Raw genomic sequence first — 14,409 nt, forward strand, 5'->3', positions numbered from 1 at the left:
CTCCCACGCCTGGTTGCCGTACGCCGGGATGCACCAGCGCGCCCGCTGAATGTGCTCGCCGGGCCGACTTGATCGCACGCCGACCCGGCGGCGGGCTGCCCGCCAAGTCCCCACCCACCGGCCGGCTGGTGGGTGCGGGGGCGGCGACCCGACCGACCGCATCGACCTGGAACCGCCATCGCTGGTGTTCTCCTTCGACCACCGCGTACGGGTGATCGGAGACGGGACGTGACGACCACGACGTACTCGGGAGGCCCGCCATGAGAGGCTCCGTCGACGGCCTCGGTTCCTCCGCACCCCTCGGCACGTGCTCCCGGCCGTCTTCGCCGATGACGATCTCGCCCAGCGCTTCGTAGCGGGGCTCGACGACGTCCTCGCGCCGATCCTGAACGTACTCGACTGCCTGGACGCCTACTTCGCCCCCGCACTCACCCCGGTCGACTTCGCCCAGTGGCTCAGCACCTGGGTCGGTGCCGAGACCGACGGCCCCGAACCCGAGTCACGGCTGCGTGCCGCCGTGGCGGCGGCCACGCTGCACCGCGTACGGGGCACACCGCGTGGCCTGTCCGAAGCGATACGGCTCACGTTCGGCGCCGAACCGGAGATCACGGAGAGCGGCGGCGCCGCCTGGAGCGCGCGACCCCGGGGCCCCGTCCCCGGCAGCCCCCGCCCCCACCTCCACGTCGCCCTCCGGCTGCCCGACCCCACCCCGGCGGACACCTACCGCCTGGACACTCTCGTGGCCGCCGCCCGTCCCGCGCACATGCCTTACACCGTCACTGTGACCGCCGCCGAAAGGACCACGGAGAAATGACCACGCAGAACTGCGGCGAGTGCGGCACCCGCGCGGAACCGGGGCAGTCGTTCTGCGACTCCTGCGGTGCCGTCCTCCGCTGAGACCCGGCCGGTGCCCGCACCGGCCCTCCGGCAGCCGCCGACGCCGGTTCCGGCTGGGACGCCTTCTCCCGCCCCGGCGGCACCGGCGTGTCCGGCACCGGTCTGGCCCGCCCGGCACACCGCCCGCGGGACACGGAACCGCACGGGACGCCCACCTCCGGCCCAGGGGACGACGCCCGCGACACCGGCCCGACGCCGGCACCCGCCGATGCCGACATGCCGGCTACTCCCTCCGGCCTGCCCCGGCGCCACCCCTCCGGCGTGGTCCCGGGGCCCTCCGAGGAGCGGGACACCGCCGAGAGGACAGGAGCGTCCCGGTCCGCCCCCGACGCTCAGGGCGTGGGGGACGCCGATCCCGACATCCCGATGTCCCCCACCCCGGACGGCCTCCCCCCGGGCGACATGTCCGACCGCGCCCGTTCTCTTGTCGTCCCCGTCACAGACCCGGAGGCCACCCCGCCCGCACCCTCCGCGGCCGTGGCCCCGGTTCTGCCCGGCCGACCCGACACCGAGCGGCCCCACGTACGAGCCCCTGGGCCCCAGCAGGAGGCCGAGGGCGGCCCGCCCTGCTCCTGGTGCGCCACCCCGAAACGCCCCGACCGCCATTTCTGCAACCACTGTGCGATGCCACTCGCCGAGAGCGGCGTACGCACGCCGGGCCAACGCCCCTGGTGGCGCCGCCCTTTCGGCCCCGGCCGCCACGAGGCCCTTTGGGCCGGCGACCGCCCCCCTGCGCCGTGTGTTCGACCGCATCGGCACCTGGATCACCGCCGCCATCGCCCTGCCCCTGCTCATTCTCGCCGCCGTGTACATCCCCGACGGCACCCAGGCCACGCATGATCACTTCGCCAAGCGCGCTCCGGTCGAGCCGGACGAGATCCGAGCCTCACGCTCCTACACCGGCCACGAACCGAAACTGGCCTTCGACAAGTTCAACAACACCTGGTGGGGCCCGGGAGTGTCGCAATCAGGCCAAGGCGAGTGGATAGAAATGCGTTTCGCCCGGCCGACCCGGCTGCTCGACATCATCATCACGCCGGGCGTGTCCACCCGCGCCGACCAGGTCGACAAGTCCGCCCGGCCACACCGCATCAAGGCGACGATCACCAAGAACGACGGAGGGACCACAAGCCGCGAACTCACCCTGGACCAGGGCGCGGGCGGCCAGCGACCTGCCTTCCGCGTCGGCGAGGTCACCAGGGTTCGTTTCACCATCGAGTCGGCCCACGCCGCGTCCGCGGACAAGCAGGTGGCCATAGCCGAGATCGAGCTCCTCGGCCGGTCCGCCGAGCGCCGGACCTGAACCGGCTGTGGCGACTGCCCGTCCAGGACAACTCCGCGGAGCCCGGCCGCCGAACGCATCCCCACGGCCCGCGCCCACCGCTCGGCCACGATCCTGGCCGAGCTGGAGAGCGCCGAGCAGGCCCAGCCGCACTGTCACAGCGGCATCGTGCGGAGCTGGCGACGCGAGGAGGTACCCAGTTTGCGGTACACGTTGCGCAAGTGCGCGTCGATTGTGCGCGGGCTGAGGAACAGCATCGCGGCCACTTCCTTGGACGTCGCTCCGCCAGCGACCTTCTCCGCGATGAGCCGCTCCTGCGCGGTGAGCCGGCCAAGCGGGTTCTCGCCATGCCGGTGCGCCTGCTCGCTGGTGGCCCGTAGTTCACGGGCCGCGCGTTCGGCGAAAGCGCGGGCACCCATGTGTGACAGCATGTCGTGCGCCGCTCGCAGCTCGACCCGAGCCTCGGCACGTCGGTTTTCGCGGCGCAGCCACTCCCCGTACGTCAGCCGTGCGCGGGCGTACAGCACCCGGACCCGGGTCTGGGCAAAGCGGTCGATGGCTCCCCGGTACAGCGCTTCGCAGTCCTCTCCCCGGCCGAGAAGGCCCGCGCCTGCAGCCACTCGGCGACAGCCCACGGAACGGGGTTCGTGCGAGCCAGCGCCTCCAGGTGATCCAGAGCGACGACGGCGTCCTCGCCGCGGCCGGCGCGCGCAGCGGCCTCGACGAGCTCGGAGTAGACGGCCCAGGCCGAGTAGGAGCCGGCCTGGCGCCTGTGCTGGGCTGCAAGTGCGGCGTCCAGAGCTGCCTCATCGTCGCCGAGCCCGTTGTACAGCACCGCTCTGGCGTAGTGCTCGGCGGCGGTCTCGAAGGGGCGCCCAGCACGGCCCAGCAGCTCCCGCAGCTCGCGGTACCGCTCGATGTCGCCGCGGAAGCCGGTGTAGATGAGTTCGGCCCCCAGGAGTGGGGCCCTGCCCGCCGCCTCGTCGACCGCTCGGGCCACGGCGAGGCCGGCGGCCGCGTCGTCGAACCGGCCGACCGCAATCCTGGTGAGCGCCTCGTAGCGCAGCGCCTGCGGCAGCGTGGCGAGGGCACCTTGGCGGCGCGCCACCTCGACCTGGCGGTCCGAGATCTCCTCCAGCACCTCGTCATCACGCAAGTCGATGACGAGGTGGCAGACCAGGTTCATCCGCCAGGAACCCGCCGAGGTGGCAGTGGCACGGCATGCCGTCACCGCATCGCGCATCGCGGGCACCGCGTCCTCGACGGGCAGCATGATCTGATCCAGCAGAGCGTCGAGCAGCAGATCGACCGGCTGAGCAGGCTCCCTCTGTGGCACCAGCTTGCGGATCTGGGCGCCGAGCTCCTGGAGCCGGCCGGGCTGGTTGTCGTTGTACATGAACGCCACGAGCGCTTCCAGGTATGTCTCCCTGGCCTGGTCGGGCACTAGTTCGGTGACGACATCGACGAGCGTGGCGGTCGCTTGCGGGCTGTGGGCGAGCTGGTAGTCGACCCGCGCACGCAGCAGGCGCGCCTCCGCGCGACCGTGTTCGTCCATCGGGCGGCGCTCTGTCTGGGAGACGAGTGCACGGGCCGCGGCCGGTGTGCCGGCCTGCGGTCGCAACTGTGCCGCGGTGAGCAACCGTCCGGCCCGGCGGTCGGAAGCAGGCGTCAGCTGCCCCGCCCGCTCCATGAAAGCCGCGGCTGCGGCGAATCCGCCGCGCAGGCGCGCCCGATCGGCGGACCGCTCCAGCTCCGCGGCGACGTCCTCGTCGACACCGACGACCGCGTGGGCCCGGTGCCACGCCCGCCGGTCGAGGTCGTTCTCGGGACCGGTTGCCTCGGCGAGAGCGCCATGCACGCGCCGACGCATTCCCGGGTCGGCCGATGCGTACACCGCGGAACGCACGAGCGGATGGCGAAAACGTAGCCGCTGCCCGAGGGTCAGGAGCCCGGCACTCTCCACGACGGCGAGCCCCGCGGCATCCAGCTCAAGGAGCCGCGCCGCGCGGCGCAGCAGGCCGAGATCACCGACCGGTTCCGCCGCGGCAAGCACCACCGACGGCCGTGTGACGGACGGCAACTGCTCCACGCGGTGGACGAACTGCTCCTCCAGCGCGTCCACCACAGTGGCCCGGCCACGCCGCGGGCCGGGCACCCAGAACGGCCCCGCATCCTGTGCGAACTCCAGCAGCGCCAGCGGGTTGCCGCGTGCCTCGGCCAGGATCCGGTCGAACACCTCGGCATCCAGCCCGGCATGCGCCGCCGCCCCCAGTACGGCCCGGGCATCCTCGTCGTTCAAACCCGCAAGGGGCAAGCGCGGAAGAGCGGCGAGGCCTGCCACCGAGCCGACATCACGCGCGGCGAACACCACCGCGATCCGCTCGACGGCCACCCGCCGGGCCACGAAGACCAGCGCCTGACGCGAAGCGTCATCGATCCACTGAGCATCGTCCACCACGCAGCACACCGGACGCTCCCGCGCCGCCTCCCGCAGCAGCCCCAGCACAGCGAGTCCGACGGTCAACGGCTCAGGTGATGTCTGCTCACCGAGACCGAACACCGCCTCCAGCGCCCTCCGCTGAACTGTAGGAAGCTCCAGACGGTATTCCAGAACCGGTGCGCACAGCTGGTGCAAGGCACCATGGAGAAGGTCCTGCTCGAACTCGGTGCCCGCGGCGCGCAGCACCTCAAACCCATCCAGCGCCCCACCGCCTCGTCGACGAGCGCCGACTTACCGATCCCCGCCTCGCCGGCCACCACGACCGCCCCACCACGCCCGGCGGCCGCCGAGGTCACCAGTCGGTCGATCTCACACCGCTCTGCTTGTCGGGCGACGAACTGCATCGGAATCGGCCTCCGGGTCACACTGCCACCGTGGTGCTTCGCGTCCTGCGGTAAGCCGCCGGCGCCGTGGCCCTGCCGTCCGGACCGGTACAGCACCGGCATGAGAAGCCGGCGCAGCCTCTCTCGCGGCGGGTGCTCGATCAGCCGCTCCCCGGTCAGCCGGGAACGCTCGGCCTCGGCCGGCGGGCCGTGGGCGGTTCGCCCCCCGCTGTTCGACCGACGAGCTGTTGGGCCGGCGAGCGTGCGTCACGCCGCGGACGAGTACCACCACGCGGGCTTCTTGCCGACCGTTTCGTCATCGCTCTCGACGACGCCCATGGCCAGCCGCAGGGCGCGTACCGCGTGGTGCACGCGGGACTTGACGGTCCCGGGCGGGATACCGAGCCTCTGGCCCGTCTCGCGCATCGACCTGCCGGCGTAGTACGTCTCGTACAGCACATCCCGGTGCTTGGGCGACAGGTGCTGGAAAGCCTCCTTGAGGAGCAGTGAGGAGAGCAGCCGGTCGACGTCGTCGGGCCTCGTCAGTAGGTCGTCCAGCCAGTCGTTGCTACTGACTTCCTGGGGGCGGGTCATGCGCAACCGGTACTCGTCGACGACGAGGTTGCGGGCCACCCTGAACAACCACGGCCGCAGCTGCTGGTCGGGGGTCAGGTCCTGCGTGCGCCAGCAGCGCAGCAGCGTCTCCTGCACCACGTCCTCGGCTCGGTACCGGTCACCTCCCAGTAGCCGTACCACGTAGGCGTACAGAGCGCCCGCCTGTTCGTCGTAGAGCGTGCGCAGCGCGCGTTCCCGGGCGCTCACCGCTCCATAGGAACCCATAAAGGTCCAACTCACGTTCGTACTACTCCCTTGTTTCGTGACCTCGTGGAGGTCAGGCCTCGAAGCCGGCCGCGCTCGGCGGCCTCGATCCCGGGGGGAGTTTTTCGAGCGGCGTTCCACATCGCTTTGACGTTCGATTGACAGATGGAGCGGCGGAGGCCACCGGACCGGAAGGAGCAAGCCGGGCCACGTACCGTAGCGACGGAATCGTCTCCTTCGCGCCAAATCCGCCGTCGACCTGCGCGTTCTCCCTCAGGCCGCTCCGGTTTCGCGCGCGGCTACCGCGATGGCAAGGGCGCGTATACGGCGATTGACGCCACGCACCCATGCGGCGTCCCGCGCGGAGCCACGGGCGCGGGGGCACCCTGCCGGTAGCGGATCCGGATGCCGGCGCGTTCGAGACACATGGCCGTCGCGGCGGGGTCATTGCCGTAGAGGTACGCCGTGAACGCCTCCAGCGCGTGCGCTTCGACCCGGTGCTGCCCCGGGACCGTATACGGACTCTGCCCAAGGGCACCGCCCTGCTGCTGGCCACCGGCGTACGGCCCGCCCTGATCCGCCTGCGCCCCTGGTACAAGGAGGCCGACGCGGGCGTCGGCACCCAGCATTTTCGACGGCTGGAACGAAACGGCATCCTCGAACGCCGCGTCGTGTCCACCCGCCCCGTTGCCGTGGAATACGCCGTGCCCCCTCTCGGGCATACGCTGCGAGAGCCGGTATCAACGCCGTACAGATGGGCACGCGAACACTCGACTCAAGCACGAGCCGCACGAGATGCCGCGGAACTCGTCAGAGAGGGCGGCGCCGATGCGAGCGGTGGCCTCGGCCTCGATCAGCTCCTGGAGCATGCGCGCAGCCACGGCCCGGACAAGCTCGATACCCTCGGACGAACGTAGTGGCTCCAGTAGACGCGTCAGGTCAGAATGGGACAGGGCCGTCGTGCACGTCCAAGGTTGAACTGGCGCTTCACCAGGGAGATTTGCACGATCACCTACCTGTCCTCAGGGAGCGGACACCGGCCGAGGGAGTGCGCCTGGAGCGAGGACAGGCGCACTCGCGACGGTTGATCCCCTACGCCTTGGGGGCTGCTGCTCCTGAACGTCGCCCTGCTGCGAGTGCCTGCTGGCCTCATACGCCACCCTCCGGGCAGCCGCCTTCCAGGCAGTCTCCCTCCGGGCAGCCTCGGCCACACGCGCCTGGGCAGCCTCCAAAGCAGCTGGATCCCGTAGATCCCGCAGGTGTCTGTCCAGCTCGGATTGCCGTTGCGCCGGGGCCGACTCTTCGGCTTTGCGGGGTGGCGGTGGTGACATCGCGTGACGCTCCAATCGACTAGAAGGCCTTGATCTGCTTCATCCCGCCGCACGTCCCACGAGAAGGGCCAACGGCCGGTCGCCCCGAACCCAACAGAGCGAAGGCTGACAGCGCCTTCAACCAACTGTCCCTGCGGGCCCGTAGTACCCCCCAACGGAATCAGAGGGGCGACGGTTCACTCCGGTTCAACTCTCGGTGTCCGCACCGGGCGGTGAACGCTGTCCGATCGTCGCGGAACGAGATCGTCATGCGGTGGTCCCCGCGGAGCAGGCTGTGAACCGGCCCCGATGCCCCCTGCGCGGCGCGGAGGGGGCATCGCCCGTCCACGGCCACGGGTCCGCCCCCGTCGGCGAATGAACCACGGCGTGCTTTTTCACGTTGAGACGCGCGACACCTAGGACCGCACCCCTCGCTCCCGCGCCGCAACACGTTCCCTCCGCCGCCCTTGCCGTGTTTCTTCAGGGTTCGTTCCCTGTTGCCCCGTCACCTCCGTTTCGGGACACGGAAGACATGCACTTAATGGTAAATACTGGACAGAAGTTGAACGGCTCCACCACGCTCATGCCCTTGCCTTCGGGGCATACCGTTCATCTGCCGGACGGGAGCACGATGTCCTGCGGTGCGCCGGCGATACGTACCGCAGTTCCTCCATGGATGGCGGGCGGCCCCGATGCGCAGTACATCCGCGCGAACTTCCTTACGCGGCCCTTCAGTTCTATGGGTGACAGCCGGGAAGCCCCGGCACCCGCCACGACCCGACCGACCGCGGCCGACGGTGCGGGCGCGTGAAATCGCAATTCGATCCGCTGACCGTCGCGGCGATGGCCATCGCCGTGGTCTCCGTCTCGGCCACCGCCCCTCTCACCGCCGCCGCCTCCGCCCCGCCTCTCGCCATGGCCTTCTGGCGCAACGCCCTGGGCTTCGCCACACTCGGACCGTTCCTGCTGATGCCGCGCCGCCGCGAGGTGGTACGCGTCGCACGCGGCGAGCGCCGCCTGCTGCGCCGGGAGCAGTGGCGGCCCCTGGCCTACGGCTTCCTCGCGGCCAGGTCGCTCGCCCTCCACTTCGCGGCCTTCATGACGAGCACGCGGATGACCACGGTCGCCATGTCCACGGCACTCGTGGCCACCCAGCCTGTCTGGCAGGCCCTCATCGCCGCGGGTCAGGGCGTCCGGGCCTCTCGCAGAACCTGGGCAGGTCTGACGCTCGCCGTGGTGGGAGCGGCCGCGGCCGCCGGTCTCGACCTGAAGTCCGGCGGCACGGCACTGATGGGCGATCTGCTCGCCATCACCGGGGCCATGGCTCAGGCCGGGTACACCGCCCTGAGCCAAAAGGCGCGCACAGATGTGAGTACCCCCATGTACTCGACGGTCACCTCGCTGGTCTGCGGGCTGGAACTCCTCGCCGTCTGCTGGCTGGCCGACATCCCACTCACAGGTTTCGACACATCCACGCACCTGTCGCTGCTCGGGCTGCTCCTCCTGCCCCAGCTTCTGGGGCTCGGCTCAATGAACTTCGCCCTCGGCAGGGCATCGGCAACGACGATGAGTGTGCTTCTCCTGTTGGAGACTCCAGTGGCCGCGCTCGCCGCATGGTGGCTGATGGGGCAAGGCATCGAGCCCACGTCCATCCCCGGGCTTCTGCTGATCATCGTCGTCCATCACTGGCGAGCGGGAACACACCACGTCGGCGCGAGCTTTCGCGGCCGCCTGGCCGACGTCCCCGGAACCTCAACCGTTCGGGCACCATGCCAAACGGGACCCCAGAGTGGAATGGGCAGGACTCAGCACGGACGAGAGTCCGACCATCACGCTCACCTACCACGGTGCCGGGGCGTTCGACAGCATGTACTTTGGCAGGCCGCATGTGTTGGGCAGGCCGCATGTGGAGGAAGAGCAACCGGCTTTCGACGACCCCATCGAGACATGGCCGGACCATAGGCGGCGGCCGCGACCTCCAAGGGGCCACAGGCCACTCAGTGGCCGCACTCCGGACCTCGGCCCGCCCGCTCGCCACAGCGTGATGTACGGCCCCCGTTATGTCCTTCGCGGTCCTGTAAGAAGTCGTTTCTCGCGGTGTTTCATCCTGGAACCCGCGGTTGATCCCGTGTTGTCGGGTCGCGCCAGGAGATGGTGGCTTCGGCGGTGAGGCGGCGGGCCATGAGGTCGGTTATGGCGTCGGCCGGGTGACGTCGAGGACCTCGACGGTCAGCCGGTCGTCGTACGTATCGCACAGGTCTTCCAGAGCTGCGAGGCGGCGGACGGTGGCCGTGACGCGGTCGCCGCGCTGGAGGGCGTGCTCGGTGGGCTGACGTTCCGCCGTGCTCCCATGCCTGGTGCCACCGTTGTACCGACCGCACGCTGACGCGTAACTGTTTGGCGACCGCGGCATTGTCGTGTCCCAGGGCGAACAACTCGGCCGTCTGCATCCGAATGTGCTCGCGGAACACCCGCCGCTCCGCGGTCAGCCCGCCCCCTTGCGGACACCTCATATGACCGGCCTACTGTCACAACCACAGCTTGTCAGCCCCGCGACATCACGCCAGCAAGGTCTTTAGAGGCTCACTGCCGCTGCCAGTCCCGGAAAGCGGTGAGCAGATGCTGCCTGGCGTCTGGTGAGATGCTGTCCGGGGTCAGTTCGCCCGTTGTGGCGATTGTCTGACGGAATTGATCGAGGTAGCGCTCGCACCCGGAGCATTCCGCCAGGTGCTCGATGAAGCGTCGCTCGTCCTCTTCGGACAAGGCATCCTCGATGAAATCGGTCACCAACTCCACGAAGTCATTGCAGTTCACGCGCGCCCCCTCCCGCCCGCCACGTCATGGGCACCGGGCAAGTACTCCTCCAGCCTACGGCGCAACATGGCCCTGGCCCGATGGAGGAGGACGCGTTGGTTTCCCGGCGAGATCTCCAGCAGGGAACACACTTCCTCCGAGCCGTACCCTGCGACATCGCGAAGGGTGATCACGGTACGGAGGCGGGGTGGAAGCTCGTCGATCGCATCCGCGATCACCTTGCGAACTTCGCCGCGTAACACATGGTCCTCGGGCATGTGCCAGGGACGCGGTTCCTGCCCGACGGCCCAGTGTCCGGCGTATTGCTCGCCGGGGACACGGAACCGTGAGGCGTCCACCGTCGGCCCTTCCTCCTCCGGCAGCAGACTGGCGAAAGGAACGGTCCTGCTCTCCTTTGTGCCGCGCGTCTTGGCCGTGTTGACCAGGATCCGGTACACCCAAGTCTTCAGGGATGAACGGCCTTCGAAGCCGCTGATCCCCCTGATGACCGCCAGCCATGTGTCCTGGACGGCCTCCTCCGCGGAGTCCTTGGTCGACACGAACGACATGGCCAGCCTGAGCATGCTGCTCGACCAGTTGTCCAGCACCAGGGCGAACGTCTCCTCGTCACCGTCACGCAGCCGCTGGACCAGGACCTCGTCCGGAGGCAGTTCGCGTGCGCCCGCCATTCATCTCTCCTTGCCGGCTGTCAACTGAAGGTGTCAGCCTAGGCCAGCTCAGCGAGTGCGATCGTGTAACGGTACGTTCGTTCATGTCCCGGTAAGGATTTTCACGGCCATGGAGACTGGGCGCGGCGCCGGCGGGTCTGTCAGCCTCGCCGCAAGCCGCGGAACGCGCCGAGCAGTTGGTCGCGCGCTTCGGTGGGCAGGTTCTGGCCGGGCAGCGCACCCAGGACCGCAATGGTCTGCCTGAACTGGTCGAGATAGGTCTCGCAGCCGTCGCACTCCACCAAGTGCACGAGGCAACGCAGCTCGGTCGGCTCATCTACGGAGCCGTCGAGAAAGGTGGTCACCAGCTCAACGAACTCACCGCAGTTCATGAAACCTTCCTGTTCCCACACAGTGGACGGACGGTCGACTCCTCAGCCGGGCATGCCACCGAGCGGCCCCGTAGGGGCGCAGCTGGTCGTGTACGGTCAGGGGTTCAGAAACGATACCGCGTCGGACGGCGACCGGACCGAGCAGCCCGCCGAAATCATGTCGAGGCTGTTGCTGCGATCCGTGTCGCGATGCCAGAGTCCGCCCCTTCAGCAAGACACGTCGGACAACACATTGGAACAAGTCCATGGCGTCCCGACCCACCTTCCGCTGACGTCGGCGTCACCAAGGTCGACTTCGCCCTGTCCGCCCCCGTGTCCTGGACCGCGCCGGGCTGCGACCTGGCCGGAACCCTGCATCTGATCGGCACTCGCCAGGAGGCCCTCGTCGCAGAACGCGCCATCCTGGCCGGCCGCTACCCCGGCCAGCCCTACGTCCTGGCCTCCCAACCGGGCGTGGTCGACCCCACCCGCGCACCGGCCGGAGCCCACGCGCTGTCGGTCTACGCCTACGTGCCGCACGGCTCCCCGGGTGGACGTCACCCCCACCGTCCTCGCACAGATCGAACGCTTCGCCCCCGGCTTCCGCGACTTGATCCTGGCCCACCACACCCCCACCGACGGCGTAAGGAGGAGGGAGGAGGACGGGAACGACCACAGCCCGCCGTTCTCTTCAAGTGATCACTCGGCGAATTCCGAGTTGACCTTCGGGGGGCCAGAGAGCCTGCAGTACGACGGTGCCGGTGCGGAGCTGACGGTGGGGGTGCCCGGGGTTATTTGCGGGGGGTGCGGTGGGGGTGGCGTGCCGAGCCCCGTAGGCGGCGGAGGATGCTGCGGTACGGGCGGGCGAGGCCTGCCCGGTATGAGGGCACTCTGATTGGCAGTAGCACGAGTGTGACTGCGAGCGTCACCGCCAGCAGGAGCTGCCAGTTCGTGGCGTAGTCGAGGGGCAGTGCGGACGGGTTGCGGCCCTGACCCTGGCGCAGGAGCAGCGGCAGCGCCACCAGCGTCAGGCAGCCGCCCACGACCAGGCCGCCGCGCAGTACGCCGTACCCGTTGCCGTTGCTGACACCGGAACCGTCGCCGCCCCCCTTCCCGTACTCGCTGCCGAACGGCCGTCGCAGCGCGGCCCCTATCAGCAGCACCAGCGGCACCAGCAGTCCGTCGTGCACTGCCACCGCGCCCACGAGCCACAGCAGCACCTGCGGCACCGTGTCCTCGCGGGTCTCGGTGACGAGCAGCCAGCCGCCGATCCCCAGCAGCAATGCCCCCGCCGTTCCCAGCGTCCAGCGCAGCGCGGTCACGTCAGCACCTCTATCCGTGAAACCCACTTCGTCTGCAGCACGCCCGGCCGGTTCGGCGCGATGATCCGCGCCGGATAGCCGTGATCGGCGCTCAGCACGCGGCCGTTCACCCGCAGCGCCAGCAGCGTCAGCGGGTCACGGGCGTACGAGGCGCCCATCTCCGTCACGCCGTAGGCGCCCGCCCGCTGTAGTGAGACGATGCGCAGCCGCGCGTCGTGCGGCGCGCCCGCGCGGTCGAGGAGGTCCCGTATGCGGACCCCCTCCCAGCGCGCTGATGCGCTCCAGCCCTCTACGCAGGCGATCGGCAGCTCCTCCGTGTGCTGCGGCAGCAAGGCCAGTTCGGGGAGTGTGAGGGCGTAGGGGCGCGGCCCGGTCACCTGGAGCCGCCAGTCGCGTACGCCGGTGGCGGAGACGCGGGCCTGTGCGGCGGTGCGGTTGATCGGCAGGCCCTGTGTGCCGTGGTCCGGGTGGCGGGGGGCGAGCAGGTCCAGAGGGCGCAGCGGGGTGAAGGTCTGCCCGGCGGTGACCACCGTCACCGTGCCGACGGCCGCGCCCACTCCGAGGAGCAGCGACCGGCGGTCGCGCGCGTCCGGCGCGGGCAACTGCCGTGTGCCCGGCGACCGATGCCGCCAGTGCGCGGCGATCAACGGTGCCTTGACGGCCAGATGCAGCAGCAGCGCGCCGACCATCACCCAGGCCAGTGCCCAGTGCACCTGCCGGAAGGAGAACGGCCACGGGTACCACTGCGCGATGTTGAGCAGCCCGAGGAACAGCTCCAGCAGCCCGGAGGCGACGAGCACCGCCACCGACAGCCGTTCCAGCGCGTGCCGGGCGCCGCGCACCGGCGGCGTGACGAACAGCCGCGGGTACACCGTCCAGAGTTTGGCCAGCAGCAGCGGCACCGCCGCGATACCGCTGGCCACGTGCAGGCCCTGACTGAACCGGTAGCCCCACACCGGCCGGGTCGGCAGCCGGTCGGCGAGGGCGCCCGGCGGCTCCTGTAGCACGTGGCTGACCACACCGGTGACGAAGCACACCAGCACAGCCGCGCCCAGCCAGCGGCCGATGACGGTGGCGGTACGGGGATCGTGCAGCTGCCCGTGGAACCGGGGCAGCACCCCGCGGGTTCGCGGCGGCGTCCCACGGAACCGAGGCGATAAGAGGAGTTTCATGCCCCCATCCCACCGTTCACCGGCAACGGATTCGAGGGGCCACGTGCTTACGAAACACAGACGTCCGCTGGCCCCGCCGGAGGTCAGGACCGTGTGTATCCGGCGGGGCACAGCATGACGCGGACCGGTGGCCCGGGCCGACCGCGCCACCGCCCGCTCACTTCGTCACTCGCCGGCCGGGGCCGGCCCACCAGCCCGACCTCAAGACCTCATCGATCTCGCCCGACGGCACCAGGATCGCCTACCTGGCGCCGTGACGGGGACGGCTCAATGTGTGGGTGGAGAGCGTCGACGCGCATGCGGAGGCGCGTTGCATCACCGCCGACGACAACCACAGCGTGCAGGTCTACCACTGGACGGACGACCCGCGGGTGCTGCTCTACGAGCAGGACGGCGACGGCGACGAGAACCGGCTCGTCTACCGGGTCGACCTGGACAACCCGGACGCCGAGGCGGTCGATCTCACCCCCTTCCCCGACGCCAGGGCCGTGGGCATCGAGACGTCTCCCTCTCGCCCCGGCAAGGCCCTCCTGCACCAGAAGGTCGCGACAAGCGGCCGGGATCGGGCTGACAGCCGGTCAGCGGGCCGCCCGGCAGACGGAATCCACGCCGTGCGCGGACGACCTCGTCCTCGCCATCGCGTCTCCGCCCGGGGACTTGTAACGCTCGTGCGGCGCGCCCGCTCTGAACGTCTGACAGCGGGCGCTGGAGCCCCCCAATCTCGTATGGCCTTCGCCCTCCTCCCCCCGGCGGAGGCTATGCGACTATCGGAGACATCCATGACTCTGCTCAGAAGACTCTTGTTCGGCATCATCGCCGGACTGCCCGGTGGCGCGGTCGTGGCGGTCGTGACGAACCCGTCGTGGATCCCATGGGCCGCTCACACGGTGGTGCTGGGAGCCGTGCTCGGCCTCCTCTTCGGCGAGCACCGGCAGAGCAACGGCTCGGCCTT

General features: G+C 70.0%; 12 protein-coding genes and 3 pseudogenes. 5 read left to right on the forward strand and 10 right to left on the reverse strand.

All coding sequences use genetic code 11. From position 1 onward, the window contains the following. Positions 1-260 precede the first annotated feature (260 nt). A pseudogene (locus AB0I77_RS23030) lies at positions 261-814 on the forward strand (phage tail protein). Further along, positions 811-2,200, forward strand: a pseudogene (locus AB0I77_RS23035) (zinc ribbon domain-containing protein). Before AB0I77_RS23030 ends, AB0I77_RS23035 begins: the two co-directional pseudogenes overlap by 4 nt. Before the next feature lie 134 nt (positions 2,201-2,334). Here AB0I77_RS23035 and AB0I77_RS23040 read toward each other — a convergent pair. The 4 genes from AB0I77_RS23040 to AB0I77_RS23055 all read right to left on the reverse strand — a co-directional run bounded on the left by AB0I77_RS23040 (position 2,335) and on the right by AB0I77_RS23055 (position 5,824). Beyond that, positions 2,335-2,706 (reverse strand): helix-turn-helix transcriptional regulator, encoded by a 372-nt coding sequence (locus AB0I77_RS23040; RefSeq protein ID WP_363284517.1) that lies wholly within the window; start codon positions 2,704-2,706, stop codon positions 2,335-2,337. Further along, the gene (locus tag AB0I77_RS23045; protein ID WP_363284518.1) at positions 2,682-4,703 is read right to left on the reverse strand and encodes a hypothetical protein; all 2,022 of its coding nucleotides are present in this window, start codon (positions 4,701-4,703) and stop codon (positions 2,682-2,684) included. The genes AB0I77_RS23040 and AB0I77_RS23045 overlap by 25 nt, the downstream gene beginning before the upstream one ends. Then, positions 4,700-5,125, reverse strand: a complete 426-nt coding sequence (locus AB0I77_RS23050; RefSeq protein ID WP_363284519.1) for an ATP-binding protein — start codon at positions 5,123-5,125, stop codon at positions 4,700-4,702. The genes AB0I77_RS23045 and AB0I77_RS23050 overlap by 4 nt, the downstream gene beginning before the upstream one ends. A 144-nt stretch (positions 5,126-5,269) precedes the next feature. Next, entirely contained in the window at positions 5,270-5,824 is a 555-nt protein-coding gene (locus AB0I77_RS23055; protein WP_363284520.1) for a sigma-70 family RNA polymerase sigma factor, read from the reverse strand. Between the two features lie 479 nt (positions 5,825-6,303). Here AB0I77_RS23055 and AB0I77_RS23060 point away from each other — a divergent pair, with 479 nt between their 5' ends. Together AB0I77_RS23060 and AB0I77_RS23065 are read left to right on the forward strand one after the other, a co-directional pair. Continuing rightward, positions 6,304-6,738: a winged helix-turn-helix transcriptional regulator gene (locus AB0I77_RS23060; protein ID WP_363284521.1), complete on the forward strand. Its 435-nt coding sequence runs from the start codon at positions 6,304-6,306 to the stop codon at positions 6,736-6,738. A 1,200-nt stretch (positions 6,739-7,938) separates the two neighbouring features. Then, positions 7,939-9,093 (forward strand): DMT family transporter, encoded by a 1,155-nt coding sequence (locus AB0I77_RS23065; protein ID WP_363284522.1) that lies wholly within the window; start codon positions 7,939-7,941, stop codon positions 9,091-9,093. 140 nt (positions 9,094-9,233) lie between these two features. Here the strand turns inward: AB0I77_RS23065 and AB0I77_RS23070 are convergent, their stop codons facing one another. From AB0I77_RS23070 to AB0I77_RS23095, 6 genes are all read right to left on the reverse strand, one after another. Then, on the reverse strand, positions 9,234-9,644 hold the full coding sequence (locus tag AB0I77_RS23070; protein ID WP_363284523.1) for a helix-turn-helix domain-containing protein: 411 nt from the start codon (positions 9,642-9,644) through the stop codon (positions 9,234-9,236). A 70-nt stretch (positions 9,645-9,714) separates the two neighbouring features. Continuing rightward, positions 9,715-9,945, reverse strand: coding sequence for a zf-HC2 domain-containing protein (locus tag AB0I77_RS23075; protein ID WP_363284524.1), 231 nt, complete (start codon positions 9,943-9,945; stop codon positions 9,715-9,717). Next, a complete protein-coding gene (locus tag AB0I77_RS23080) occupies positions 9,942-10,613 on the reverse strand; it encodes a sigma-70 family RNA polymerase sigma factor (RefSeq protein ID WP_363111355.1) in 672 nt (223 codons plus the stop codon). Before AB0I77_RS23080 ends, AB0I77_RS23075 begins: the two co-directional genes overlap by 4 nt. Positions 10,614-10,753: 140 nt before the next feature. After that, positions 10,754-10,984: a zf-HC2 domain-containing protein gene (locus AB0I77_RS23085; RefSeq protein WP_363284525.1), complete on the reverse strand. Its 231-nt coding sequence runs from the start codon at positions 10,982-10,984 to the stop codon at positions 10,754-10,756. A gap of 770 nt (positions 10,985-11,754) precedes the next feature. Beyond that, a complete protein-coding gene (locus AB0I77_RS23090; protein ID WP_363284526.1) occupies positions 11,755-12,285 on the reverse strand; it encodes a hypothetical protein in 531 nt (176 codons plus the stop codon). After that, positions 12,282-13,457 (reverse strand): molybdopterin-dependent oxidoreductase, encoded by a 1,176-nt coding sequence (locus tag AB0I77_RS23095; RefSeq protein ID WP_363284527.1) that lies wholly within the window; start codon positions 13,455-13,457, stop codon positions 12,282-12,284. Before AB0I77_RS23095 ends, AB0I77_RS23090 begins: the two co-directional genes overlap by 4 nt. A 278-nt stretch (positions 13,458-13,735) precedes the next feature. Between AB0I77_RS23095 and AB0I77_RS23100 the strand changes: the two are divergent. After that, positions 13,736-14,409: pseudogene (locus AB0I77_RS23100) on the forward strand (hypothetical protein); the annotation flags it as partial.

Origin of the sequence: Streptomyces sp. NPDC050619 (assembly GCF_040654815.1) — a bacterium.
Lineage (GTDB): Bacteria > Actinomycetota > Actinomycetes > Streptomycetales > Streptomycetaceae > Streptomyces.